The sequence below is a fragment of the Virgibacillus senegalensis genome (assembly GCF_000821245.2).
Taxonomy (GTDB): Bacteria; Bacillota; Bacilli; order Bacillales; family Amphibacillaceae; genus Sediminibacillus; species Sediminibacillus senegalensis.
Genome location: NZ_LN611424.1, coordinates 535,121 through 558,605 on the forward strand (window position 1 = coordinate 535,121; position 23,485 = coordinate 558,605).

General features: G+C 40.0%; 17 protein-coding genes. 13 read left to right on the top strand and 4 right to left on the bottom strand.

Annotated features, from left to right (window positions below):
* Window positions 1-41: 41 nt before the first annotated feature.
* The gene (locus BN1067_RS06775; protein ID WP_053218140.1) at window positions 42-1,163 is read right to left on the bottom strand and encodes an acyltransferase; all 1,122 of its coding nucleotides are present in this window, start codon (window positions 1,161-1,163) and stop codon (window positions 42-44) included.
* A gap of 612 nt (window positions 1,164-1,775) precedes the next feature.
* Here BN1067_RS06775 and murJ point away from each other — a divergent pair.
* The 8 genes from murJ (at window position 1,776) to BN1067_RS06815 (ending at window position 10,042) form a co-directional block, all read left to right on the top strand.
* Window positions 1,776-3,302 carry a murein biosynthesis integral membrane protein MurJ gene (gene murJ, locus BN1067_RS06780; RefSeq protein ID WP_053218202.1) on the top strand — a complete coding sequence of 509 codons (1,527 nt, stop codon included), beginning with the start codon at window positions 1,776-1,778 and terminating at the stop codon, window positions 3,300-3,302.
* 2 nt (window positions 3,303-3,304) lie between these two features.
* Window positions 3,305-4,210 (top strand): PIG-L deacetylase family protein, encoded by a 906-nt coding sequence (locus BN1067_RS06785; RefSeq protein ID WP_053218141.1) that lies wholly within the window; start codon window positions 3,305-3,307, stop codon window positions 4,208-4,210.
* Window positions 4,211-4,226: 16 nt separating this feature from the next.
* Complete coding sequence (locus BN1067_RS06790; protein ID WP_053218142.1) at window positions 4,227-5,690, top strand: O-antigen ligase family protein; 1,464 nt, start codon at window positions 4,227-4,229, stop codon at window positions 5,688-5,690.
* A gap of 13 nt (window positions 5,691-5,703) precedes the next feature.
* Entirely contained in the window at window positions 5,704-6,792 is a 1,089-nt protein-coding gene (locus BN1067_RS06795) for a glycosyltransferase (protein WP_053218143.1), read from the top strand.
* Between the two features lie 12 nt (window positions 6,793-6,804).
* A complete protein-coding gene (pssD, locus tag BN1067_RS06800; protein WP_053218144.1) occupies window positions 6,805-7,275 on the top strand; it encodes a PssD/Cps14F family polysaccharide biosynthesis glycosyltransferase in 471 nt (156 codons plus the stop codon).
* Window positions 7,272-7,751 carry a PssE/Cps14G family polysaccharide biosynthesis glycosyltransferase gene (pssE, locus tag BN1067_RS06805; protein WP_053218145.1) on the top strand — a complete coding sequence of 160 codons (480 nt, stop codon included), beginning with the start codon at window positions 7,272-7,274 and terminating at the stop codon, window positions 7,749-7,751. Before pssD ends, pssE begins: the two co-directional genes overlap by 4 nt.
* Window positions 7,752-7,770: 19 nt before the next feature.
* The gene (locus BN1067_RS06810) at window positions 7,771-8,808 is read left to right on the top strand and encodes a GNAT family N-acetyltransferase (protein WP_053218146.1); all 1,038 of its coding nucleotides are present in this window, start codon (window positions 7,771-7,773) and stop codon (window positions 8,806-8,808) included.
* A 187-nt stretch (window positions 8,809-8,995) separates the two neighbouring features.
* Window positions 8,996-10,042, top strand: coding sequence for a glycosyltransferase family 4 protein (locus tag BN1067_RS06815; RefSeq protein WP_053218147.1), 1,047 nt, complete (start codon window positions 8,996-8,998; stop codon window positions 10,040-10,042).
* Between the two features lie 63 nt (window positions 10,043-10,105).
* Here the strand turns inward: BN1067_RS06815 and BN1067_RS06820 are convergent.
* Window positions 10,106-11,268, bottom strand: a protein-coding gene (locus tag BN1067_RS06820) for an IS3 family transposase (RefSeq protein WP_110943291.1) whose coding sequence is annotated in 2 segments (ribosomal slippage) — window positions 10,106-10,992 and window positions 10,992-11,268 — 1,164 coding nt in all. Because the reading frame shifts where the segments join, the coding sequence is not laid out codon by codon here.
* Window positions 11,269-12,000: 732 nt separating this feature from the next.
* Here BN1067_RS06820 and BN1067_RS06825 point away from each other — a divergent pair.
* Window positions 12,001-15,306, top strand: coding sequence for an N-acetylglucosaminidase (locus BN1067_RS06825; RefSeq protein WP_053218148.1), 3,306 nt, complete (start codon window positions 12,001-12,003; stop codon window positions 15,304-15,306).
* Window positions 15,307-15,441: 135 nt separating this feature from the next.
* On the top strand, window positions 15,442-18,438 hold the full coding sequence (locus BN1067_RS06830) for a GW dipeptide domain-containing protein (protein ID WP_053218149.1): 2,997 nt from the start codon (window positions 15,442-15,444) through the stop codon (window positions 18,436-18,438).
* 39 nt (window positions 18,439-18,477) lie between these two features.
* On the opposite strand, the gene BN1067_RS06835 is transcribed toward BN1067_RS06830, so the two are convergent.
* Together BN1067_RS06835 and tagD are read right to left on the bottom strand one after the other, a co-directional pair.
* The gene (locus BN1067_RS06835; RefSeq protein ID WP_053218150.1) at window positions 18,478-19,659 is read right to left on the bottom strand and encodes a CDP-glycerol glycerophosphotransferase family protein; all 1,182 of its coding nucleotides are present in this window, start codon (window positions 19,657-19,659) and stop codon (window positions 18,478-18,480) included.
* Window positions 19,652-20,050 (bottom strand): glycerol-3-phosphate cytidylyltransferase, encoded by a 399-nt coding sequence (gene tagD / locus BN1067_RS06840; RefSeq protein WP_053218151.1) that lies wholly within the window; start codon window positions 20,048-20,050, stop codon window positions 19,652-19,654. The genes BN1067_RS06835 and tagD overlap by 8 nt, the downstream gene beginning before the upstream one ends.
* A 249-nt stretch (window positions 20,051-20,299) precedes the next feature.
* Between tagD and BN1067_RS06845 the strand changes: the two genes are divergently transcribed.
* The 3 genes from BN1067_RS06845 (at window position 20,300) to BN1067_RS06855 (ending at window position 23,467) form a co-directional block, all read left to right on the top strand.
* Window positions 20,300-21,388 (top strand): acyltransferase, encoded by a 1,089-nt coding sequence (locus BN1067_RS06845; protein WP_199868483.1) that lies wholly within the window; start codon window positions 20,300-20,302, stop codon window positions 21,386-21,388.
* 343 nt (window positions 21,389-21,731) lie between these two features.
* A complete protein-coding gene (locus tag BN1067_RS06850; protein WP_053218153.1) occupies window positions 21,732-22,445 on the top strand; it encodes an IspD/TarI family cytidylyltransferase in 714 nt (237 codons plus the stop codon).
* Window positions 22,442-23,467: a ribitol-5-phosphate dehydrogenase gene (locus BN1067_RS06855; protein WP_053218154.1), complete on the top strand. Its 1,026-nt coding sequence runs from the start codon at window positions 22,442-22,444 to the stop codon at window positions 23,465-23,467. The genes BN1067_RS06850 and BN1067_RS06855 overlap by 4 nt, the downstream gene beginning before the upstream one ends.
* Window positions 23,468-23,485 lie beyond the last annotated feature (18 nt).

The window sequence follows — 23,485 nt, forward strand, 5'->3', positions numbered from 1 at the left end:
TTAAATCTACATTTAATTAATCTTTAAAGTCTAATAAAAATTCAAGCTGACAACGTATCTGTTTTTTTCTCAGTAGAAGTATTCTGTTTTGCTGGTTTTTTGGCTGCCGCTACTGTGACGATATATTGACCAAATGGTAGTTTATTTATAAGTTTTACTATGATAATCGAGATGGCTACTGTGAAAATAAAAGATAAAGGTATCCAACGAGTTCTATCTAAAACCTCTGGAATATTAGTGCGGATAACATGGATAACAAGCGGATGGACTAGATAGATCCCCATCGATAGATTTCCCAGTTGCACAAAATAGTTCCTCATTTTTTTCCATCTTCCAAGAATAAAATAAACCCCAGTCAAAGAAATAAACAATACAGGTAAATTGAACATATTCAGTAATCTTGTTGAAGAATAGAAGCCAAATGTCTTGTATTCGTAAATGGCAAAAAGAGTTACTACTAAACCTAAAACTGCACAAAATATAGCGTTTTTCTCAATCCATTCAACAAGGGAACTCCAGTAATGAACCAGCAGACCACCAAGTAGAAAGAAAAACATCCAATAAAAGAGCGAGGCTCTGTCTTGAAAGAAAGAATTTAGTGAATCACTACCAAAATCAAAAGGTGATTCAATGAAAAAGTAATTAGTGAAGAAAGCGACCAATGTCAGGAAAATCAGCCAATTTTTAGATGTAGCAAATTGAAGTATAGGAAATAAAATATAAAATTGCACCACAACAATCATAAAGTATAAGTGATAATAACTGTCTCCACGAAGAAAATACAAAACAAATTCTTTTATACTAGCTCCGTCCTGCATCCAAGGAAAGTTATAGGAGCGGACAATTAAATAGATGATACTCCATATTACAAAAGGTAAAACTATTTTTGTGAACCGTGAGGAAACAAATTTTTGAAGCTTGAATCCTCTGTTAATAGCTTGATTATATAATAAAAAGCCACTAATGATAGCAAAGGCTGGAGTACCAAATCTAGCTATTTGGTTTAAAAACAAGGTTGCCCAATTAAAGGTTTGTCCATTTATACTATAGTGATTGGCAGTGACGTGAACCATCACAACACATAAACAAGCTAGGGCCCGAATAAAGTTAAGTTCATAAAAGTATTTTTTAGGGCTTGCTTGCTTGATTTGATCATTTTCCATTTAATTAACTCCTTTATGATACGAATACTAAAATGTTTTACCTTTGTTAAAGCCAATGAATTATTATACTAAAAAAAGTTAGCAATAGAAACAGGCAAATACTGAAAAAGAGAGTTTATAACGTTTAAGAATAGTTTTTTAGTGTTGAGATAAAGGTTACATCTCATTTACAAAAGATCAGTATAGTACAACAGGTATTAGGCAAAGCTAGATTTGAAACAAGTGTAGCAATCGCCATTAACGATCATTTGATCCTCTTAAACTGGAAGAGCTTTAGCAGCTCGTCAAAGTTTCCACACTGTTACTATGATGCGGAAGCCCCCTCTGTAATGGCTAACTGGTAGAGCCCTTTTTTCGGCAATCAGTTTTTTAACTACTTAGATAGAAACCCGCGTTACATATACTTTTGTCAAAACAAGCTGGAAGACCTTAATGAAGATGCATTCAAAGAATACTAAGCTAACGTGAAGTTCGTAAAGAGTTCATTAAGTATTGTGAATTTTCCTTTTTCTTGTGAATGAGTTTGATATATTTGAAGGGAATCCACAGGCAGAACCGCTTTTGCTGGACTGTCGACAAGATAAACATGAAGAAAGATGCGGGGTATGTAGGGTGAAGGCAAAACTGGGAGCGGCCGGACTGTTGTTTTTGATGATGACACTGCTTTTGAAAATATCAGGATTAGTCCGTGACATGGTAATCGCTTATTACTTCGGCGACAGTTATCAAGCGGATGCCTTTTTGGCCGCGTTTATCATTCCGAACATGCTGTTCCTTTTCATGACCAACGGAATGAAGAACACGTTCGTACCGAGCTTTCTAGAGGCAGCTGTCCTTGGCAGGGAAAACAACCACTTGTCACAGGTGTTCAAGGTCACTGCTATCGGAGGTGCGGTCGCTGGTGTTTTTGGGGTATGTCTTTCCCCCTATTTGATTCCGTTGCTCTACCCGGGCTTTAGTGAACAGGCAACAACGGTTGCGGTGGGCGTATCTGCATGGCTAATGAGCGCCCTTGTTTTTGTCGGCTTAAACGCTGTTTTAGAGGCCTATTTGGATGCCAGGCAGCGGTTTTCCACATCGGCGGTATCACAACTGATTGTGATATTCTCTATGATTACAAGCGCGTTTTTGTTTGCTGAATCGGAAGGGCCGTATGTGCTTGCTGCCGGTTATCTCACCGGTACTATCATTTCTTTGCTTTTCAAGCTTATTCTGGCAGTGCCGAAACAAGCAATCAGGCTCAAAGAAAAAATCAATTATGCAGAGATTAAGCGATTTTATCAGTTGTTTCTGCCGGTTGCCTTGACCGTTATGGTTGGGCAGATCAATCTGACTGTCGATAACATTTTTGCTGGTTACTTCCCTGAAGGAACCGTGACCTATATTAACTATGCCAAAAACCTTGTCCATTTTCCGCAGGCAATTTTCGGGGTCACCATCGCGACACTTGTATTTCCGGCACTTGCCAAAGCACAGGCTGCTGGTAGTGAATTTCAGTTCAAGCAGACAATGGCTCAGGGTCTTGCCCTGATGTATCTGCTCGTCCTGCCGGCCATCGCTGGGATGATGATTCTAATGCCGCAAATCATCGAGTTGTTGTATGAACGGGGCGCGTTTACCCGTCAGGCTACTTTGGCGACTAGCAAGGCAGCTTATTACTATTTTGGCTCGGTGCTGTTTTTTAGTTTAAATACCATGATCAATAAAGGCTTTTATTCGATAAAGCAGGGCAAACTAATTATGAAGATAGGCGTAGGTTCCGTTGTTTTGAATCTACTATTCAACTATTTATTCACGCGCATCCTGGGATTTACCGGAATCCCGCTGGCATCTTCTATCGTCGGCTTGGTATATGCAGCTACCGGTTTCATTTTATTTCGGAAGCACGTCAACGGATTGCCGCTTCGCATGCTAGGAAAAGAGTTTTTCAAAATCACTGCAGCTGCAGGAATCATGACGGGCGTGACGATTCCGTTGAGTCAAGGGACGACCGGTTGGCCAGTGATTCCCCATATTGTCTTTATCGCTTTTTCAGGAGCTGCAATATTCTTTGGCTCTGCCTGGCTGCTAAGAACGGCAGCACTTAGTTATCTTGCCGGTAGTTTTCGAGGGAAAACACAGCAAAGGGAGACGAAATAGCCATGATTAAAAATAGCTTTTTAAAATCAGCAGCACCGATCGTCGTTCCGGTCACCAGGCAGGTAATGAAAAAACATTATCAGAACAGCTTGAATCTCACAGATCTGGTACCGAACCAAAACATTTTGGTAGTTGCCCCGCATATGGACGATGAAACGATCGGACTTGGCGGAACGATACGTCGCCATGCCGATACAGGATCAAAGGTTACCTGTTTGTTTATTACGGACGGCGGTAGCAGTGTCAGCCGACATTCTCGTGAAGAATTGTCGAAGATCCGGAAGGCGGAAATCAGCCGGGTACAACCAATTCTCGGTATTGACCAGGTGATCTATTGCGATTTGCCGGATGGGCAGGCCAGGGAGCGGCCGGAATTAAGCGGCATGATTGCCGAGCATATCCAACGCCTCAAGCCCGATATTGTTTATTGTACAACGTTTGTCGATGCCCATCCAGACCATGTTGCTACTGCCGAGGCTCTGGCAGATGCTCTTATACAAACGGAAAACGTCAATCCGGTCATTCGTTTATATGAAATCAACTGTCCGTTTCCACCGGGAGTCATCAATTGTTTGATAGATATAACGGAAACCATATCGGCAAAACGGCAGGCTATCGATGTATTTCAGTCACAAGCGATTGCTTTTGACGGCTTTCTGGAACTGAACAGGATGAAAGCTCATCTTGCTGAGAATACTATTGAAGCAGCTGAAGGTTTTCTACAGCTTTCAAGTAAGGAATTTGAGCAAATCATCCAAACGATAAAAAACAACCCATATGATTATCCCAAGTTGTTTAAACAAGCAAACCGTACTGTAACCCTTTTATGGGCAATTTTTAAAAACCATCGTTTAAAGAAAAGGATATACCAGCAAAGCTGGCCATCGCATCCAGGCATTCATCGATAGGAGAGGAGTTTTAAACTTGAACATCAGCCCCAAACAATTAGCATTCGTTCCAGTAGCCTTGCTGATTTTGCTGGCCGCTATGATTGTCGACAACCTCATCGTGTCACTGGCTGTCATTGCTGCCTTTGTCATCTACAGCTATTTCCAGGAAAAAAACGCCCTGATTTTGTTATTCGTTTATTTTCCTATACGTCCGTTTCTGGTCGAGTTCAATCCGACCTTAAAGCTTGTCGGGGATGCCGTCATCTTCGTACTGTTGGTAAAAACGGTCATGAAATACCGGAACAACTTCCATTCGCTTGTGAAGTTCCAATGGTTTGAGCTCGCTTTTTTTGCGTTTTGTTTTATCGGTGCAGTTTCTGCTCTTGTTTCTGGTGTATCAATCACAGCTATCGTATTACAGCTGCGATCCTTCCTGTTATTTTATCTTGTCTACTATGTGGTCAAGCGCATGGATATCACGAAACAGGATATTGCCCGTTTTCTCTGGGCGACCGTGATTTTGGCCGTACTGATGTGTGTGCACGGTTTGGTGGAGAAGCTATCGCTTCGCGGCTGGCTGCTGCCTCCGACTTGGGAAAACATGCCGCTGTCAGCCATTAATCGGATCCGCATTTACGGACTAATCGGCAACCCCAACCTGTTAGCTTACTATTTGTCGTTCGCGTTTATTTTGACACTGTTTTTACGCAGTTATTTACGAGGCAAAATGGTGTGGGTAATTAACATCGCACTGGTTCTGTACATGGGTGTCTGGTTTCTTACCTATTCGCGGGGAACCTGGCTCGCCTTTGCCGTTGGCCTGTTGATTTATATCGCGCTGACGAAGCATTGGCGGATCTTGAGGACGACCTTGATTACCCTGTTGGCCGGTATTATTTTCATCGGGGTTCCTGCCAATATGCTGACAAGCACCATTGAAGCATCCGATTTCGGGCAAAACCAGCGCACTACGCAAAAACAATACGATGAACGTGACGGTGGTTTCCGTGATCGCATGCGAGAGACCTTCAATGATGACGCGGTAGAAGGAAGTAAACGTGCAGGCCGTCTGTACATCATCCAAAAGGGATGGACTATTTTCCAAGACAATCCGGTGATCGGTACCGGATTTGCCACTTTTGGTGATTCGGCGACATTGAATGCGGGCTCGCCAATTTATGAAGACTACAATATCGACCGGGAGTTTTATTCAGATAATCAATACATTCAGGTCATCGTGCAGACCGGAATATTCGGCGTCATCGTGTTTGCCGTATTTTTACTGAATATGCTTTACCTGCTATGGAACCGGCGAAGCGAGCTTCGGACAGCTACGGTACTGCTTGCCGTCCTGCTCGGCTCCTATGTTGCCGGATTGGTCTACAACATTTGGGAAAATGACTCGTTTACGCTGTTTTACTTTGCAATGCTTGCTTATGTCATTAACCAGACACGCCATGTCCAGTCTGCCGGGAAACTGACTGCTGCAGCGGAATAGGAGGGGGAATAGGATGCAAAAAAATATCCTCGTGTTAAGCACTATGTATCCGGGGAAAAACAGTCCGACCTTTGGTATATTTGTCCGCAATCAAGTCGAAGCTTTAAGGAAACGAGGCTTTACCATGGACATTGCAGCAATTACCGAGCCGGGAATGCGAAAGCATCAACTGTTGAAAAAGTATATGGCATGGATGATTCAGATCGGCTTGATTAGCCTTTGCAAGGGCAAAAACTATCAAATGATCCATGCCCATTATATCTTTCCAAGCGGGTTCTTTGGCCTCTGGTTCAAAAAGCGCTTCGGCACCAAACTGATTGTCACCTGCCATGGCGGCGACCTAGATAAGATGGCGAAGAAGGGGAAGTTCTTTTTTCAGCAGACGAAGCGAATCTTGCAGGAAGCAGACCATGTCGTAGCGGTGGGGGAAGCACTCAAGCAGGAAATGGTGGAGCGTTACCAAGTGAATCCCGGGAAAGTGACCGTGTTGAACATGGGAGTAGATCGGAATATCTTCTCACCAGTTCCAAAGGTGCATGCAAAACGGAGGCTCGGTTTGGAAACAAACAGTTTCCACCTGTTGTACGTCGGTAACCTGATCGAAGCAAAAGGTTTGATCGAGCTGTTGGATGCTTATCGACCGTTAAAACAATCGTTTGATCAATTGGAGCTCCACCTTATTGGGGCAGCCAAGCAGCCGGAGTTCCTGGAAAGAATCAAGGAGAAGATAGACAAGGAAACCATTCAAGGGGTGACCTTTCATGGTCCTAAAGCCCAACAGGAGGTGGCGGTCTGGATGAATGCAGCTGACATATTCGTGATTCCTTCTCATATGGAAGGGTTCGGTTTGGTGGCACTGGAAGCCATGGCTTGTCATACTCCTGTAGTCGGCAGTGATGTCGGTGGTCTCAGCCATCTTCTAAAGGATGAAGCAGGGATTTTGGTGGAACCGAGGAGCCATGAATCACTGCGCAACGGTTTGGAAAAACTGATATCGAACCCTCAACTGCGCGATCAGCTTGTTTTCAAGGGAGAAGAGAAAGCACAGCAAAATGATCAGGATAAATTGTTGGATCAGCTAATTTCAATCTACCATCGATAGGAGCGAGAACCGATGAAACAGAAAAAGTTGCTTCTTATTTCATCTATTGGCGGTCATCTTACCCAGCTGCTGCAATTGGAAGGGTTATTCAAAAATTATCAGTATCATCTTGTAACGGAAAAATCGGAAATAACGGAACAGCTGATGGAGAAATATCCTGTTTCTCTTTTAATGTATGGAGCCCGTAATTACCCGATACGCTATATTTACAAATTCACCTATAACACCATTAAATCCTTGTGCATTTTTCTTAAGCACCGTCCAGATATCATCATTACAACTGGAGCTCATACAGCCGTACCGATGTGTTACCTTGCGAAATTGTTCGGTCGCAAAATCATCTTCATCGAGAGTTTTGCCAAATCTACCAGTCCTACCTTGTCCGGACGGATGGTGTACCCGATTTCGGATTTGTTTATCGTGCAATGGGAATCGATGAAAAAGGTTTATCCGAAAGCTGTATATGGGGGGTCTATCTATTGATACTTGTTGTTTTGGGTACACATGAACTACCGTTCACACGCCTTCTGGATGAAGTGGAACGCTTGAAACGGACCAACTTCATAAAGGAAGAAGTAGTCGTGCAGCATGGCCACACGCCATACGCTAGTGAGCTGTTGACGTTAAAAACGTTTGTTACCTATGAGGAAATGGAAGCTTTATATGAAAAAGCGAGCCTGGTGATTACCCATGCAGGCACCGGGTCTGTGATCACTGGTTTAAGAAAAGGGAAAACCGTGATTGCCGCCCCTCGTTTGAAAAAATACGGCGAGCATAATGACGATCACCAGCTGCAATTGGTGGAAGCTTTTACTGCGCAGGGGCATATTTTATCCTGGCATGACGGTGATCGGCTTGAAGCTGTCATGAATCAGGCGAAACACTTTGTCCCAAAAGCCTTTCATTCGGGAAAACACCGTTTGCAGCAAATCCTGACCGATTTTATTGATCATGCATGAGGGAGTTAGGGGGAATGACATGGGAATCCGCTTTTATCAGCCAGCTGATCAAGCTGGCATCCAGCAATTGTTTACCAGGGTATTCGGCAAACAAAGGGCCGATTCATATTGGGAGTGGAAGTATCTCCATCATCCCAATCCGGTTAATCCCTGGATTTTAGTATATGAAAAAAACAATCGGATCGCCGGACACATTGCACTCTGGGTCAGCGAAGCATATATAGAAGGCAAGATACAACTTGTTGGGTTGCGTGTCGACACGATGGTGGATCCCCAGGACAGGGGAGAAGGGATTTATCAGCAACTGAACCAAGCGATGTTCATAGAAGCAACAAAGTCGGGAATCAAGCTGTTATACGGTTTCCCTGCACCCAAAGCAAGGGATCTGCTGCTCAAGCATACACCAGCGCGTGAAGCAGGCTGGATGTCGCGCTATGTCTACATACAAAATCCGTTTGCATTAGCAGCCGGAATGACGAAGTTTAATCTCCCAGTGAAGCGGCTGGGGAGTTTGTATAAAAAAATAACTAACCGCTCTAAGCGTTCCCCGGCTTCCGGTCTGAGACTCGAAACTGTCACAGCATGTGACCAGCAATTTACTGACCTGGCTGACCGTTTATCCGCCACCTGGCCGTTGATGCTTCGCCGGAACCTTAGCTACTTGAATTGGCGTTATCACCAGCATCCGGAAAACGATTATGTAATGATTGCAGCTTATAACGAGAATACATTGGTCGGATATGTAGTCGTGAAAAAAGAGCGGAAACGATTGAAGTACGCTTCGATGGAAGTCGGCCTGATCGTCGACTGGCTGGCCATTGAGGATCGTACGGTTTGGCAAGTGTTACTGCAGGCTGCTCGTGACCACTTGAGACATTGTGATTTGCTGCAGAGCTGGGCACTTCCTGAAACGGTTGCTGCCTCTATCCTGGCTTCCGCGGGTTTTAAGAAAAAGGACCGCCCGCTCGCACTTGTGGTTCATTCGTTGCAGTCAGGTACAGTTGGAAGCTCGTTGGACGATTGGTATTTGGTGATGGGCGATGTTGATTCCTTTTAACAGCTTATGTCCAAAGCCTGCCGTTGTAAAATTTTTACGGGGAACAGGTGTATTTTTTGGCGAATTGTGCTATATTAACTAAAGCGTTAAGATTACGAAACTATGAAACCTTTTTCAGTGAATCACGTCATATTAAAAAGACAACAAACTCAAAAGATAGATAGGTTCTAAATCCAGGAGGACGACCATGGAATATATAGCTTTGCTGTTTTGCTTTATTATATCGGTGGCAATCACACCATTGGTAAAAAAGCTGGCCATCCGCATCGGTGCGGTCGATCAGCCGAATTACCGGAAAATTCATAGCAAATTAATGCCGCGTTTGGGCGGGTTGGCGATATTTATCAGCTTTCTCATCGGATTTTACTTGTTCAATCCGGCCAGCAAGTACGAGTGGCCGATTCTGATAGGCGCTATCTTGATCACAACAATCGGATTTCTTGATGATTTATTCGAGCTTTCAGCCAAAGTGAAATTTGCCGTGCAATTGATCGCTGCAGGAATCGTCGTCTTTAATGGTGTGCAAATCACCTTCATCAACTTGCCATTCGGCGAAACGCTGGAATTCGGCTACTTCAGCATTCCGATCACGTTGATTTGGATTGTCGGCATCACGAATGCAATAAACTTGATCGATGGGCTTGACGGCTTGTCTGCCGGGGTTTCTTCGATTGCATTAATAACGATTTCCGGCTTGGCGATATCCCTTGGTGACACGTTCGTTGCCTTGATGGGATTAATGTTACTCGGTAGCACACTTGGTTTTTTGGTTTTCAATTTCCATCCCGCAAAAATTTTCATGGGGGACTCCGGGGCGCTCTTTTTAGGCTACATGATCGGTGTATTTTCGGTATTGGGCTTTAAAAACGTCACACTATTCTCGTTAATCGTTCCAATTATCATTTTAGGGGTGCCGATTTTAGATACGTTCTTTGCGATCGTTCGCCGGATTATTCAAAATAAACCATTATCAGCACCAGATAAGCTGCACTTGCATCATTGTCTCTTGAACTTAGGTTTTGGTCATAAACAAACTGTTATCCTCATTTATGCGATGAGCGGACTATTCAGTATCGCCGCTATCATTTTTACGAAATCGACCGTCTGGGGATCGACTATCACGCTTTTAGCCTTGACGATACTCGTAGAAATTGTCGTCGAGTTAACAGGTCTTATCAGTGAAAATTATCGCCCGATTCTCCGCCTCTTGGAAGGCGCCAAGGCGAAACGATAGAAAACAAAAAAAACTCCTTTATCTATATGAACTGACCCAGCAAAACGGGACAAGAAAAAACACCTATGCTGCTATAGTCCTGAATTCTACAGGACTGTGGCAGTTTAATTTTGAAAACGGTCGTATGTAGTTGTAATAATACATGTAAGATTCTACTTTTTCTAGTACAATAGAGTTTGTAAGGAGCACTCTATTTTGAGTGTTGAATTCTTCCGACTTTAGCGAGGAATGGAAGGATTCGATTACGGCATTATCAAAGCAATTTCCTTTTCGGGACATGCTTGTGGTAATGCCTTTTTCTTTAGCCAGTTCCTGAAAAGCATAAGAGGTGTACTGAGCACCCTGGTCACTATGCAGAATAACTTCATGAGTTTCTCTTCCTTTACAAGCAGCTTCTAATGTATCTAACACAAGCTTAACATCTTGGGTGTCACTAACTTTATAGGCCATGATTTCGTTATTATACAAGTCCATTATGGTTGATAAATAAAGCATTTTTTCTCCATAAGGCAAGTAAGTGATATCTGTAACCCATTTTTGATTAGGTCGGTCCGTCTTAAAATCCTGTTTGAGAAGGTTTGGTACCACAAACTTGCTTTCACCAGCAATGTAAACCTTTCTTTTCACTTTCACTTGGCATTGAAGGTTATACTTTTGCATGATTTTTTGTACTGTCTTTCGGTTCACCATCATTTTGTAATCATTTTTGAGAATACCCCTTACGTTTCGATGTCCCACCCTAAATGAAAGACTTTGACAAATACCTATAACTAATTGATGGAGAAGGGGCAACTCAGCTGATATCCTCTCCTTCCAACGATAATAAGTTGACCTTGGAATCTTGAAGCATTCACAAATAGTAGTGATCGTGTATTTCTCTTTATAAGCTTCTACGACTTCAACGAATACTTCTGGAACCACTTCCTTTCGATTTCTTGGTACTTTCCCGACAATTCATCTCGCATTTCATAATACTTCACTTTTTTCCTTAACTGATTTATTTCACTATCATCATCAGGCCCTTTTCCAAAAGCATATTGTTTTCCAATTGGTTGAGCCAACCTGTGCTCCTCTCCATTCCTAAACCATTTCGTCCAGGTTTTGATCTGTGTCTCATTTTTAATGCCAAACTTCTCCATAATCTCCTTGTTCGTGAGTTCTCCAGAAAGCTTTAAGCGTATAACTTCTCTCTTGATTTCTTCAGGATAAACCATCTTCTTTCCCATAACAAAAACACCTCCAAATGTCGATAAATACTTTTATACGACTCTGGGGGTGTTTTTTCCTGTCTCATATTATTGGGTCACTCTAATACGATAAAGGAGTTTTTTTGTTGTGTGCCTGTTATGAAGATAACTTGATGGTTCAAATCTAAAAATTGTTATAGCTATTAGCCAAAAGGTGTCGATTAACCACTCACTGTAAAATGCATGCTAGAATCACGATGACGAACGGGAGATGCTAAAGATATAAAAATCTTCATGAAAGTACATTAATTAAAATGGAAGCCCAACCTCAATTATTGATTAAAAAATAGGTACAAAGGTCTTCTTATTTCGGAAAAATTTTCAAAAATAGTAAAATACAATCTTAACATTCGACAAAAAATAATGCATAATAGACATTGTATGACAATTTTACAGTTTTGTAACAGGTGAAAGGGGGAAAATAACGAAATCGCTGGTAGTCCTTGGCTTTTGGCGTTACCCTTGATTTCTTTTCTCAGGTAGTAGCTTATTCCATATTGGAAATCAATGGATAACAAGGGTTGCATCGTCATATAGTTTGAGCGGTGCGAAGGATAATAGAAAAGAGATTACTGCTCTATTTAGTAACTACCACACAATAAAGGTATATAAACTTCCAAATAAGTTTCAAGTTAAAAAGCTTGATTTAATAGAATCTGTGAGGCTTTGCTGGATAGTTGCTGTAGAGCGAGCAACAAACGGAGGTTATAAATGAGAAAGTTAGCTCTAATAATGATCGTAATATTAGCTTTTAATGTCATTGCACCATACCAGGCACTAGCGGCTGAAAGTGATGGGGAAGAGAAAGTCGAAGTTGAAGGTACACAATCCTCTGACTCGAAGGAACCATTAGATGACAAAGCAACTTCTACAGAAGATTCGGATGAATCAGTTAGTGAGGATACTGTTTCTACTCCAGAAGAGTCTGATGCCTCGATTGACGAAGACGCTAATTCTGGTGAAGAATCCGAAAAAACGGATGATTCCACATCTGCAGAAGTCGACGAAGTCGACAGTGAGAGTGGTAATAGTGAGACTGATGAGCTGAATCAGGAAGATGATAAAGCAGCAGAGCCGGAGTCGGAAAAAAGTGCTGACGAGGAAGAACAATCTGATTCAATTCAGCCAAAAGAAGACTCAACGACTGAGGAAACGAACGAAAACGAAGAAACGGTTTCTGACTCTGGAGTTCAAAAGGCAGAAGTACAGTCAATTAGAATGACTGCTTTGGAAGTGCCAGAGGAAAGTGCAACAAGCAAATTAGGACATCTTCATGGGGATGCAGTAATTTACACGGATTTGACAGACTTGTCATCCTCCATTCCCGCTGCAGGCACTTATACAAATCAAGTCTACTATATTAAGAAACAGGCAAAGCTAAGTGGTGACACTTATTATCTGATTAGCAATAAGCCAAGTAGTACAGAAGGTACTGTAGGATGGGTGAAAGCTGGTGATATTCAAACATACAGTCATAAAACGTTAGATCACCAGTCTAAGAGTTTTTACCTGAAAGGAACTGGCAGTGCTTTTAGTAAAGCTTGGGGTGGCTCCAAAGATCTTGTTTTTGGAGATCTTACCGGCTATAAAAATGAAGAATTCAAGGTGAATCTTACTGAAACAGTCGGTGAAAATGTTTGGTATAGAGGAACCTTGGATGGCAATACAGTATGGTTACATTCTGCTTATGTAACGACTGCTCAGGAAGCTGAAGAGAGTGCTATTAGCAGATTAGGCCATTTACGAGGAGATGCTGTCATTTACAATGATTTAAATGATTTATCATCTTCTGTAGCTGCTTCAGGTACTTATACAAATGCTGTGTATTATATTAAGAAGCAAGCTTTGTTAAATGGACAAAAGTATTACTTGATCAGCCAAAAGCCAAGCAGTGTTAACGGTATTATTGGTTGGGTTGAAGCGGAAGACATGGTTACGTACAGCCATGAAACAGCTGATCATGACAAGAAAACCTTTTACATTAAAGGAACCGGAAGCGCCTATAATAAGGCGTGGGGTGGTCCTAAAGATTTGGTATATGAAAAGCTGTCCAATTACAAGAATCAAGAATTCCAAGTCAATCTCACTGAAACCGTCGGAGATAACATTTGGTACCGTGGTGTATTAAATGGGGAGACGGTTTGGATTCACTCTAACTATGTTACAAATGTTAAAGAGAGTTCAACAAGCAGATTAGGGCATTTACGAGGAGACGCCGTCATTCTCGATGATTTGGAAGATTTATCTTCTTCAACTCCTGCTTCTCCTACGTACACCAACGCTGTGTATTATATTAAGAAGCAAGCAGAAGTAAGTGAACAAAAGTATTACTTGATTAGTACAAAGCCTAGTAGTGTGAATGGTGTCGTCGGTTGGGTTAACGCTGAAGATATAGTGACAAACAGTCATAAAACAGTAGACCAAGATACTAAAACTTTTTATATTAAAGGAACCGGAAGTGCTTACAGCAAGGCGTGGGGCGGTTCTAAAAATCTAGTTTTTAAAGATCTATCTGGATATAAAAACGAAGATTTCAAAGTGGATTTAACGGAAAAGGTAGGCAACAATATATGGTATAGGGGAACCCTTGATGGGGAAAAAATTTGGCTGCATTCTTCTTACGTAACAAATGTCAAAGAAAGTTCGATCAGCAGGCTGGGACATTTAAGAGGAGATGCTGTAATTTACCCTGAACTAGATCAATTGTCTTCTTCCATCCCTGCAGCTGACACATTTACAAACGCAGTGTATTATATTAAAAAGCAAGCACAAATGAGTGGCAGCACCTATTACTTGATAAGTACGAAGCCTAGCAGTGTAAATGGTACCATAGGCTGGGTAGAATCAGATAATATGGTAACCTACAGTCATACTACTGTAGACCATAAGGCTAAAACTTTTTATGTAAAAGGAACTGGCAGTGCTTATAGCAAAGTATGGGGTGGCTCTAAAGATCTCGTTTATCAAAATTTATCAACCTACAAGGATAAAGCTTTTGCCGTCAATCTAACTGAAAAAGTAGGAAATAATGTCTGGTATAGAGGAACTTTGAATGGAAAAACCGTTTGGATTCATGAAGCCTATCTTAAGAAATCAAACGTTATTAATACTTCCTACTCTGACTATGACCTAACTTTGAATAAAATGTTAGATATTCAAATGGCTGTAGCTCCTCAAACCGACAAACGTTATAAACTCTGGATTAGAGAAGATGGATTGACGAATATTGCCAACGGTCAAGCCACGGTAAAAGGTGATAATTGGAGATTAAGAAGAGGCCCGGGTACTAGTTATTCTATTGGTGGTACAGTCAACAATGGGAAAGTGTTGCCTTTATATTCAAGTACAAAAGGTTCAGATGGGTATAAGTGGTATCATGTCAGTTACACCTCTGGATGGGTTATTCCAGACAGGGAAGATGTGCTTTACTACTTAGACTATAGGAACTTTACTGGTAACTTAAAAGATTCTTTACAGTTTTTGAACTTGTCACAAAGTGCAAATATTGATGTGAACGAAGTAAATCAGAAGGTGCTTACGAATAAAGGAAGCCTTTCTGGAAAAGCTCAAGCATTCGTAACTGCCGGGAGGACTCATGGTGTTAACGAAATTTACTTGATCGCTCATGCATTATTAGAAACAGGAAATGGCTCATCAACGCTTGCTAGCGGAGTCAAGTATAACAATAAAACTGTTTATAATATGTACGGTATTGGAGCGAGAGATGCTTGTCCGATTGAATGTGGAGCGAAGAAAGCTTATGAACTAGGATGGTTCACACCAGAACAAGCTATAATTGGTGGTGCTGCATTTATCGGAGATGGGTATGTGAACGCAGGACAAAACACTTTGTATAAAATGCGTTGGAATCCCGCATTTGCAGCAAACTATAACTATGCTTCCCATCAATATGCTACTGACATTGGCTGGGCTTATAAGCAAACTTCAAGAATGTACGAGTTATATAATCTGTTAGATGGATATACTCTGAATCTAGATTTACCACGGTACAAGTAACCAGATTAGTAAGATTTGAACTGCACCTTGATTATTAATACAAGGTGCAGTTTTTGTAAAAATAACAGGTTGTTTCTTAAGTTTTGTTTTATGTTGTCGATAAACTAGTAAGAAAGGACATTCGAGGGGGATTATATGAAGAAGCTAGTCATCTTAGTGTTAGCAATATTGATTTATTCATCTGTTTTTCCTACATATTTGCTAGCAGAAAATAATACTGAGTTAGATACAACAGAAAATCAATCAGAAGCAGATGAACAAACAAAATCGGAGACCACGGTTAGTGAGGAAAGCAGCAACGATGGGATTGAAAATAATTCAGATGCACCTGAAGATTCCGCGGTAGAAGGAGAAACGGAAACAGAAACTAGTAATATAAAAGAAGAGCAAAAAGAAGAGTCTGAAGACTCTGCTTCAGATGAGATAGCCGAAAATGTGGAAGAAAGCGAGCAAAGCGAAGAAGTAAAGAGTATTGAAGAAGATTCACAAGAAGAAAATCAACCAAAAGAGGAAAAAATAGAAGGTTCAGAAGAAAATAATGAATCTGTGGAATATAATCAATTTGGTATCAAAGAAGGAACAGAAGTTTACGGAATCGATATAAGTGAGTTTTCAGAAGAAGAACTGCAATATGTTCCTAAAGGTTGGAGAGACGGGGTTGTGGAAAGCGAACATCCACATGAGACGCAACAAAGGATGTTCAGCATTAGGAGTGTTTATCCAGATGTAAATGATTACATCAGTAATATCCCTGTAGCGAAGGTAGAGTATCAATACAAAGATTTCTTTGAGAAATTCAACTATCGCCATGGATTTGGCCAAGTCGAAGGTGTAGTTGCCCATGAGACTGCCAATGACGATTCTTCCATTACGCAGGAAATTTCCTACATGTCTAGAAACCATGAAAATGCCTTTGTCCATGCCTTTGTTGATCATGAACGTATCATTGAAATTCATCCATTGGATTTAGGTGCCTGGGGAGCAGGTCCTTATGCCAATCAAAGGTTTGTCCATGTAGAATTGGTTAGGGTTAATAACTTTGAACAATTTGCTAAATCTATTAATAATTATGCCGACTATATTGCATCGATTCTATATAATTATGGCTTAGGAGTAGACAGTGCAGAAAGTGATGGGAAAGGAACATTATGGTCCCACAAGGCAGTTAGTAACTATTTAGGTGGAACAACTCACGTTGATCCACACGGCTATTTTGACAGATATGGATATAGCTGGAGCCAATTTGTAAGTCTCGTAAAATCAAGATATGATAGTTTGGACCTGGCTAAGCCAAACACAAGTAGGTTAGGTCACCTGCATGGAGACGCAAGGATATTCAAATATCCTGGGGTAAGTTCTTCAGCATATTCAGCAAAGGAATATACGAATGCTGTATATTATATTAAATCGAAAACAGAGGCAAAGGGCGGAACGTATTACTTAATCAGTCGCGAACCTAGCAGTAGGAAGGGAGTCATAGGTTGGGTCAAAGCCAGTGAGATGGACTCCTATTCCCATAATGGAGTAGACAGTAAGAAGAAGACATTCTATTTAAGAGGTACTGGTACTGCCTATAGTAAAGCATGGGGTGGTTCAAAGGATATTGTTTATTCAGACTTATCCAAGTATAAGGGCCAGGAAGTCAAAATAGATCTTACAGAAAAAGTGGGCAATAACTATTGGTATAGAGGGACATTTAATGGTAAAAGAGTATGGATTCATACCAGTAATTTAACAACTAGAAAAGAAAGTAACACGAGCAAACTTGGACATCTCCATGGGAATGCGGTTATTTATGAACGTATTGGTGTCCCCTCTACCTCACAAGATGCTGCTGGAAAGTTCACAAATGCTGTTTACTATATCAAAAAGCAAGCAGAAGTAAATGATCAACTGTATTATCTAATTAGCACAAAACCGAGCAGCAGTAGTGGAACAGTCGGCTGGGTGAAGTCACAGCAAATGGACACACACTCGCATCAGGGAGTAGACTCTGATTTAAAAACCATGAAAATCAAGGGTACTGGCAGTGCATATAGTACAGCTTGGGGCGGTGCAAAGGATTTAGTGTTTAATTCTTTGGCGCAATTTGAAAATCAAAATTTCCATGTCCATCTTACAGAGCGAGTAGGAGGAAATACATGGTATCGAGGCAGTTTGAATGGACAAATTGTTTGGATCCATTCAAGTTATCTTACTTACGTTCAGGACAAAACAGGAGAGAAGGTAAGTAAGCTCGGGCATCTTCGTCATAACGCAAAGATTTATCGATATGTAGGAGATAACTCTTCTGATTTGTCGAATAGTAATGAATACACAAATGCTGTGTACTACATTAAAGAACAAATGGAAGTAGATGGTCAACTTTATTACTTAATCAGCACCAAGCCTAGTAGTACCAAGGGTGTTGTCGGATGGGTGAAACCGCAAGATATGGTAACGAATTCCCATAAAAATGTGGACAGTAAAGCGAAAACGTTCTATCTAAGTGGATCTGGAAGTGCGTACAGCAAAGCTTGGGGCGGAAGTAAGAATTTGGTATTTGAAAATCTGTCAAAATACAGGGACGCTGAGTTTAAAGTAAACCTAACCGAAACAGTGGGTAATAATACATGGTATAGAGGAAAATTAAATGGAAAGACAGTTTGGTTGCATTCTAGCTATGTAGGCAAAAAAGAAGAAAGTACAATTAGTAGGTTAGGGCATTTACGGAGCTCCGCAACAATCCTGGAAACACTTGGAGTGAAATCAACCGCTTTAAATACATCTGAATTTACAAATGCTGTCTATTATATCAAGAAACAAGCAGATATTAACGGGCGTCGTTACTACTTGATCAGTACGAAACCAAGTAGTACAAATGGAACCATAGGATGGGTTGAACAAGCAGACATGATTACCCATAAGCATGTGAGCATCGACAAGGACTCAAAGACATTTGTCATAAATGGAAATGGCAAAGCTTATAGCAAGGCTTGGGGTGGTAAGAACGATTTAGTGTACGATGATTTAAGCCAATTTAAACAGCAGAATTTCAAGGTGAATCTAACAGAAAGTGTTGGAAACAATACATGGTACCGTGGTGTGCTTAATGGAAAGACAGTGTGGATTCACAGCTCTTATGTAGAATAAAATAAAAAATACTACTCCATTTTTTGGAGTAGTATTTTTTTATTGATTGAGTACTTTAGCTGATTCTGGTTGTTCATATACAAAGGAGATAAGGGATTGGCTGGAATTTCCTTTGGAATATTGATTCCATTCATTTGCAAATTGTTTTATTTGTTTTAACGAAAAGCTATTGTTGCGAATTACGGACAAAACCTCTTCCGTGTTATTTACTACTGGTCCAGGCATACTTTTATGGTAATCTTCCCAAAAACCTCTGCTAGTCTGATAGTTTTCCAAGTCATAGCTATAAAAAATCATTGGCTTTTCTAACAGTGAATATTCAAATGGAATAGACGAATAATCGGAAATCAAAATATCTGTAACTAATAATAAATGATTGATATTTTCATAATTTTTCACGTCAATTACAAAATCAGGATACTTATCATTTAATTGGGAAGAAACGGCTGGATGGAGTCGTAAAAACAGGACATATTCATCACTTAATTCTTTGTGCAATCTATCCAGGTCCAATGCCAAATCAGGTGATTGTAATTGGTCATCCCGAAAGGTCGGTGCATATAATAATACTTTTTTTTCATTGATTACAGGGAATTCCCTGGCAAGTTCCTTTCTGACTTCGCTGGTTTTCTGTTTATCAAAAAAGAAATCAGTTCTTGGGATTCCTGTTCGCAAAATATTTTCCGGTTTTAAGTCAAAACTCTTTCGGAATATTGCTGCCATCTTTTCTGAACCAACCACGACATAATGAAATCTTTCATAGACAGCTTTGAAGCGTTTTATTGCCTTCTGGGACCTTTGTTCAATCGATGGATCAGTCAAACCAAATCGTTTAATAGCACCAGCAGCATGCCATAATTGCACACAAATAACTTCTGGTTTAAAGTTCATCACTGATAAAAATCCAAAGTAGTTATCTATAAAGATTACTTTAGAGGTAGCGAGATGAAAGATAGAGCTTACAAAGTTAATGGGATTTTTAGATTGAAAATCTATTATTTTTGCACTGCTTATATGCTTGAAATCTTTTTTGCAGCCTGTGGCTTTTAATATAACGATTTCAGTATTGGTAGTTGCTTCTAACTCTTCAGCAACATGTGAGATATTATCACCAAAAGAAGCTACCAAAGTTGTTTTTTCTTTCGAAGGAATAAAGTTTAGCAGATGAAATGTTATTCTGAAAATGAGTAGGTAAATCGATATAAAAAATTCTCTAACCATGGTTCACCCGAAATAAATCATTTTTTATTTGTGTGGAAGAGATACCAGAGGTTCTTGGAAGGTATACGACTTCACAATATTCTTTAAGAAAGTCAAATTTTCCTTTCCAGTCATCTCCCATCACAAATACATCGATATCTAAACGCTGGATATCACTTACTTTTTGTTCCCAATCATTTTCAGGAATAACTTCATCCACATACCGGATAGACTCTACAATTAATTTGCGTGTTTTATAACCGTGATAAGCCTTCTTTTCCTTTGTATTATTAAAGTCATCAGTCGATACTGCCACAGTTAAATGATCCCCCAACTGTTTTGCCCGCTTTAATATATTTATATGGCCTTCATGGATTAAATCAAAAGTGCCGTAAGTTATTACTTTTTTCATTATAAAGCCCTCCTCAAGAGAGACATCTGCTTTTAATAAATACCCATAATAATTTAAATATTAAACGTTTCCGTCTGTTATTACAAGGGCCAATACATGGCAACGTTGGAAGGAGGTAATCGACCCCCTGCATTAAGAAAGTTGCCTCGAAGGTTTCTAGACAAGAAGTCAAAAAATCAAAAGGAATTAACCAACACAAGGGATATAGTTTTCGGAAAACCTCGGCTATATCTGAAGGAGTTGTTACCATTGGCTAGAAATTATTCCATTGATATAGTAAAGGCTATTGCCATTATATTGGTTGTGTGTATCCATGCAGATCCATTTGAAAGTTTTCATGCCGGAAGCATCAATGGCGAAAAACTAAACTTTTTTCTGGATACATTAGGGAGATTCGCAGTCCCATTCTTTTTTGCTGCTTCTGGTTACTTTATAGGGATGAAAACAAAAAAGATGGATGCCCCCTTTCAGTATATTAAAAGTTACATGAAGAAAATTTCAAAAATATATTTTACTTGGCTGCTAATAATTGTCTTATATGATGTAAGTGTCTTGGCTGTGCAATCAAAGGGTATAAACGCAGCATTTGTCGGACAATTATCCAGCTACTTCGAGAACGCCGCCATTTATGATATTTATTATGGAACCTCATTCGGTAATACCTATCATTTATGGTTTTTAGTTGCAATGATTTGGTCGTTGGTTCTACTAGCATTGTTTATTCGCATCCAGAAGGTTCGTGTATTGCTTCTTTTAAGTTTCATTCTCAACCTGGTTGGAGTAACTGGCCAATCTTATTCGTCTTTGTTAAATGTTGATTATCTGACAAGGGATGCACTATTTTTTGCACTATTTTATCTGACGCTGGGATACTGGTTCTCACAGAGGAAAGCCGGGCGACTAAAAATCCGTCCAAGAAGGATCTGCGAAATGCTTATTTTATCCTTTAGTTTGCAATTTATCGAAAGATACTTCTTGGTTTATCGGTTAGATGCACCCTGGGGTGATTACTCGTTGTTTTCGATACCGATTATTGTTTTACTTCTGCTACTGGTTGAAAAAAACGAGTTCCCTGCTCAGCCTAATTTAGTGAGACTGGGACAAAATACACTTGGAGTCTATGTGATTCATCCAATACTGATTAACTTTACAACACTGTTGATCGAGTGGATGCAATGGCAAGAGATGAGAGAAAGTTTGCTTTGGAATCTCATTTATGTGCCCCTTTTAGTAACAGTTTCTTTCTTCATCTATACCTGGATCCAGAAGTGTAAATGGAAAATAAACAACCTGAAAGAAACAAAGGAACAGAATGATCGGGTATCGTTGGAGACTTAATATGGAAGGATAGAAAATAGGAGTTTTTCACTTTTGGATACATGGTTTCGTCCAAAAAGCAAAAGGTTATGTACAAACAGATCCTGTTTTCTTCTTTGGACACCCTCACATAAGTTTAAAAAACAACCGAATTCTATCACTGGTAGATAGATGGAATAATGTCCGTTTGTTTAGATGAATGGAATTAAGCTGAATTAGCGACATAAGGCAAATGGCAGTATGTTGCACGACTTGACTAAAACGTGTATATTTAATGTGAAATTTATATTTTTCGCGTAAATTAAATTGACAACATATACAATCATTCGACAAAAATAAAAACAAAGGTAAAGGAGATTTTAATGTGATTTATGCTGAGATTCTCGCCGGTGGCAAAGGAACAAGAATGGGGAATATCAACATGCCTAAGCAATTTATCACCATTGATGGCACCCCGATTATTATCCATACAATAGAAAAATTCATTTTAAATGATCGTTTTGAAAAAATATTGATTGTATCTCCAAAAGAATGGATCAATTATACAAAAGATATTATTAAAAAGCATATCGGGGAAAATAACCGGTTAGTTGTTGTAGAGGGTGGCAGCGACCGTAATGAATCGATAATGAGTGGTATTCACTATATTGAGAAGGAATTTGGTATTAATGATGATGATGTAATCGTTACCCATGATTCGGTAAGACCTTTTCTTACCCACCGCATCATAGAAGAGAATATTGATGAAGTGCTAAAGCATGGCGCAGTAGATACTGCAATAGAGGCAGTCGATACGATTTTACAATCAGAAGATGGGGAAATAATCGATAACATCCCTATTAGGGATACGATGTTCCAAGGACAAACGCCTCAGAGTTTTCATATAAACACTTTGGTGAACCACTACAATGCACTGAGCGACGATGAAAAAACGATATTGACGGATGCTTGTAAAATATGTGCCCTTAAAGGTGAAAAGGTAAAAATCGTAAAAGGAGAATTGTTCAATATCAAGATCACTACTCCTTATGATTTGAAGGTTGCTAAAGCAATTTTACAGGAGCGGATATCCAAATGATTAATCAAGTTTATCGGTTAGTGTCACCACGCCAACTTGAAGTAACTTATAGTAACTTTTCATTGAATTCTGAACACGTTGTAGTTCGTCCCACGTTTTTGTCCATTTGTGCAGCCGATCAACGGTACTATACAGGTACGCGCGGGAAGGAAGCTTTGTCTAAGAAGTTGCCAATGGCGCTGATTCATGAAGGGATCGGTAAAGTTGTTTACGATCCTAAAAATGAATACGAACCTGGCACACAAGTTGTGATGGTTCCGAACACTCCTTCTGAAGAAGATGAGATTGTAGCAGAGAATTACCTGAGATCAAGTAAATTCCGATCCAGTGGATTCGACGGTTTTATGCAGGATTATGTATTCTTGAATCGTGATCGATTAGTTCCATTAGGGAATAATATTAATCCTCATGTAGGAGCTTTCATGGAATTGATCACTATAGCCATGCATTCAATCGTGCGATTTGACAAACGTTCTCATGCTCGCAGGCAAACATTCGGAGTATGGGGTGATGGCAACCTCGGGTTCATCACATCTCTTATTTTAAAAACGTTATATAAAGATAGTAAAGTAATAGTGTTTGGAAAAACTCCATATAAATTAGATCATTTTTCATTTGTGGATGAGGTTTATCAAATCGACGGAATTCCAGAAGACTTAGAATTAGATCATGCTTTTGAATGTGTTGGTGGCAAGGGAAGTCAGTATGCTATTAATCAAATTATTGACTACATTAAACCAGAAGGTTCCATGTCAATACTTGGCGTTTCAGAAGAACCAGTAGAAGTCAATACGAGAATGGTCTTGGAAAAAGGAATAACCATTATAGGAAGTAGTCGTAGCGGAAGAGTAGATTTTGAAAACACAGTTAAATTACTAAACGATTATCCAAATATCCAGGAGTATTTCAAAACCTTAGTAGGTTCTGTCAATGAAGTGAAATCGATTGATGATATATTAGAAACTTTCGAAAAGGATTTGACTACCTCATGGGGTAAAACCGTGATGGAATGGAAAATTTAGCCAGTGTAGAAGGATTGA

What these genes read in the sequence shown, in the direction of transcription:
- BN1067_RS06815 (WP_053218147.1), top strand. Translation starts at nt 8,996, where the DNA reads ATGGAATATATAGCTTTGCTGTTTTGCTTTATTATATCGGTGGCAATC.
- BN1067_RS06785 (WP_053218141.1), top strand. Translation starts at nt 3,305, where the DNA reads ATGATTAAAAATAGCTTTTTAAAATCAGCAGCACCGATCGTCGTTCCG.
- BN1067_RS06825 (WP_053218148.1), top strand. Translation starts at nt 12,001, where the DNA reads ATGAGAAAGTTAGCTCTAATAATGATCGTAATATTAGCTTTTAATGTC.
- BN1067_RS06775 (WP_053218140.1), bottom strand. Translation starts at nt 1,163, where the DNA reads ATGGAAAATGATCAAATCAAGCAAGCAAGCCCTAAAAAATACTTTTAT.
- BN1067_RS06795 (WP_053218143.1), top strand. Translation starts at nt 5,704, where the DNA reads ATGCAAAAAAATATCCTCGTGTTAAGCACTATGTATCCGGGGAAAAAC.
- tagD (WP_053218151.1), bottom strand. Translation starts at nt 20,050, where the DNA reads ATGAAAAAAGTAATAACTTACGGCACTTTTGATTTAATCCATGAAGGC.
- pssD (WP_053218144.1), top strand. Translation starts at nt 6,805, where the DNA reads ATGAAACAGAAAAAGTTGCTTCTTATTTCATCTATTGGCGGTCATCTT.
- BN1067_RS06835 (WP_053218150.1), bottom strand. Translation starts at nt 19,659, where the DNA reads ATGGTTAGAGAATTTTTTATATCGATTTACCTACTCATTTTCAGAATA.
- BN1067_RS06830 (WP_053218149.1), top strand. Translation starts at nt 15,442, where the DNA reads ATGAAGAAGCTAGTCATCTTAGTGTTAGCAATATTGATTTATTCATCT.
- BN1067_RS06810 (WP_053218146.1), top strand. Translation starts at nt 7,771, where the DNA reads ATGGGAATCCGCTTTTATCAGCCAGCTGATCAAGCTGGCATCCAGCAA.
- BN1067_RS06855 (WP_053218154.1), top strand. Translation starts at nt 22,442, where the DNA reads ATGATTAATCAAGTTTATCGGTTAGTGTCACCACGCCAACTTGAAGTA.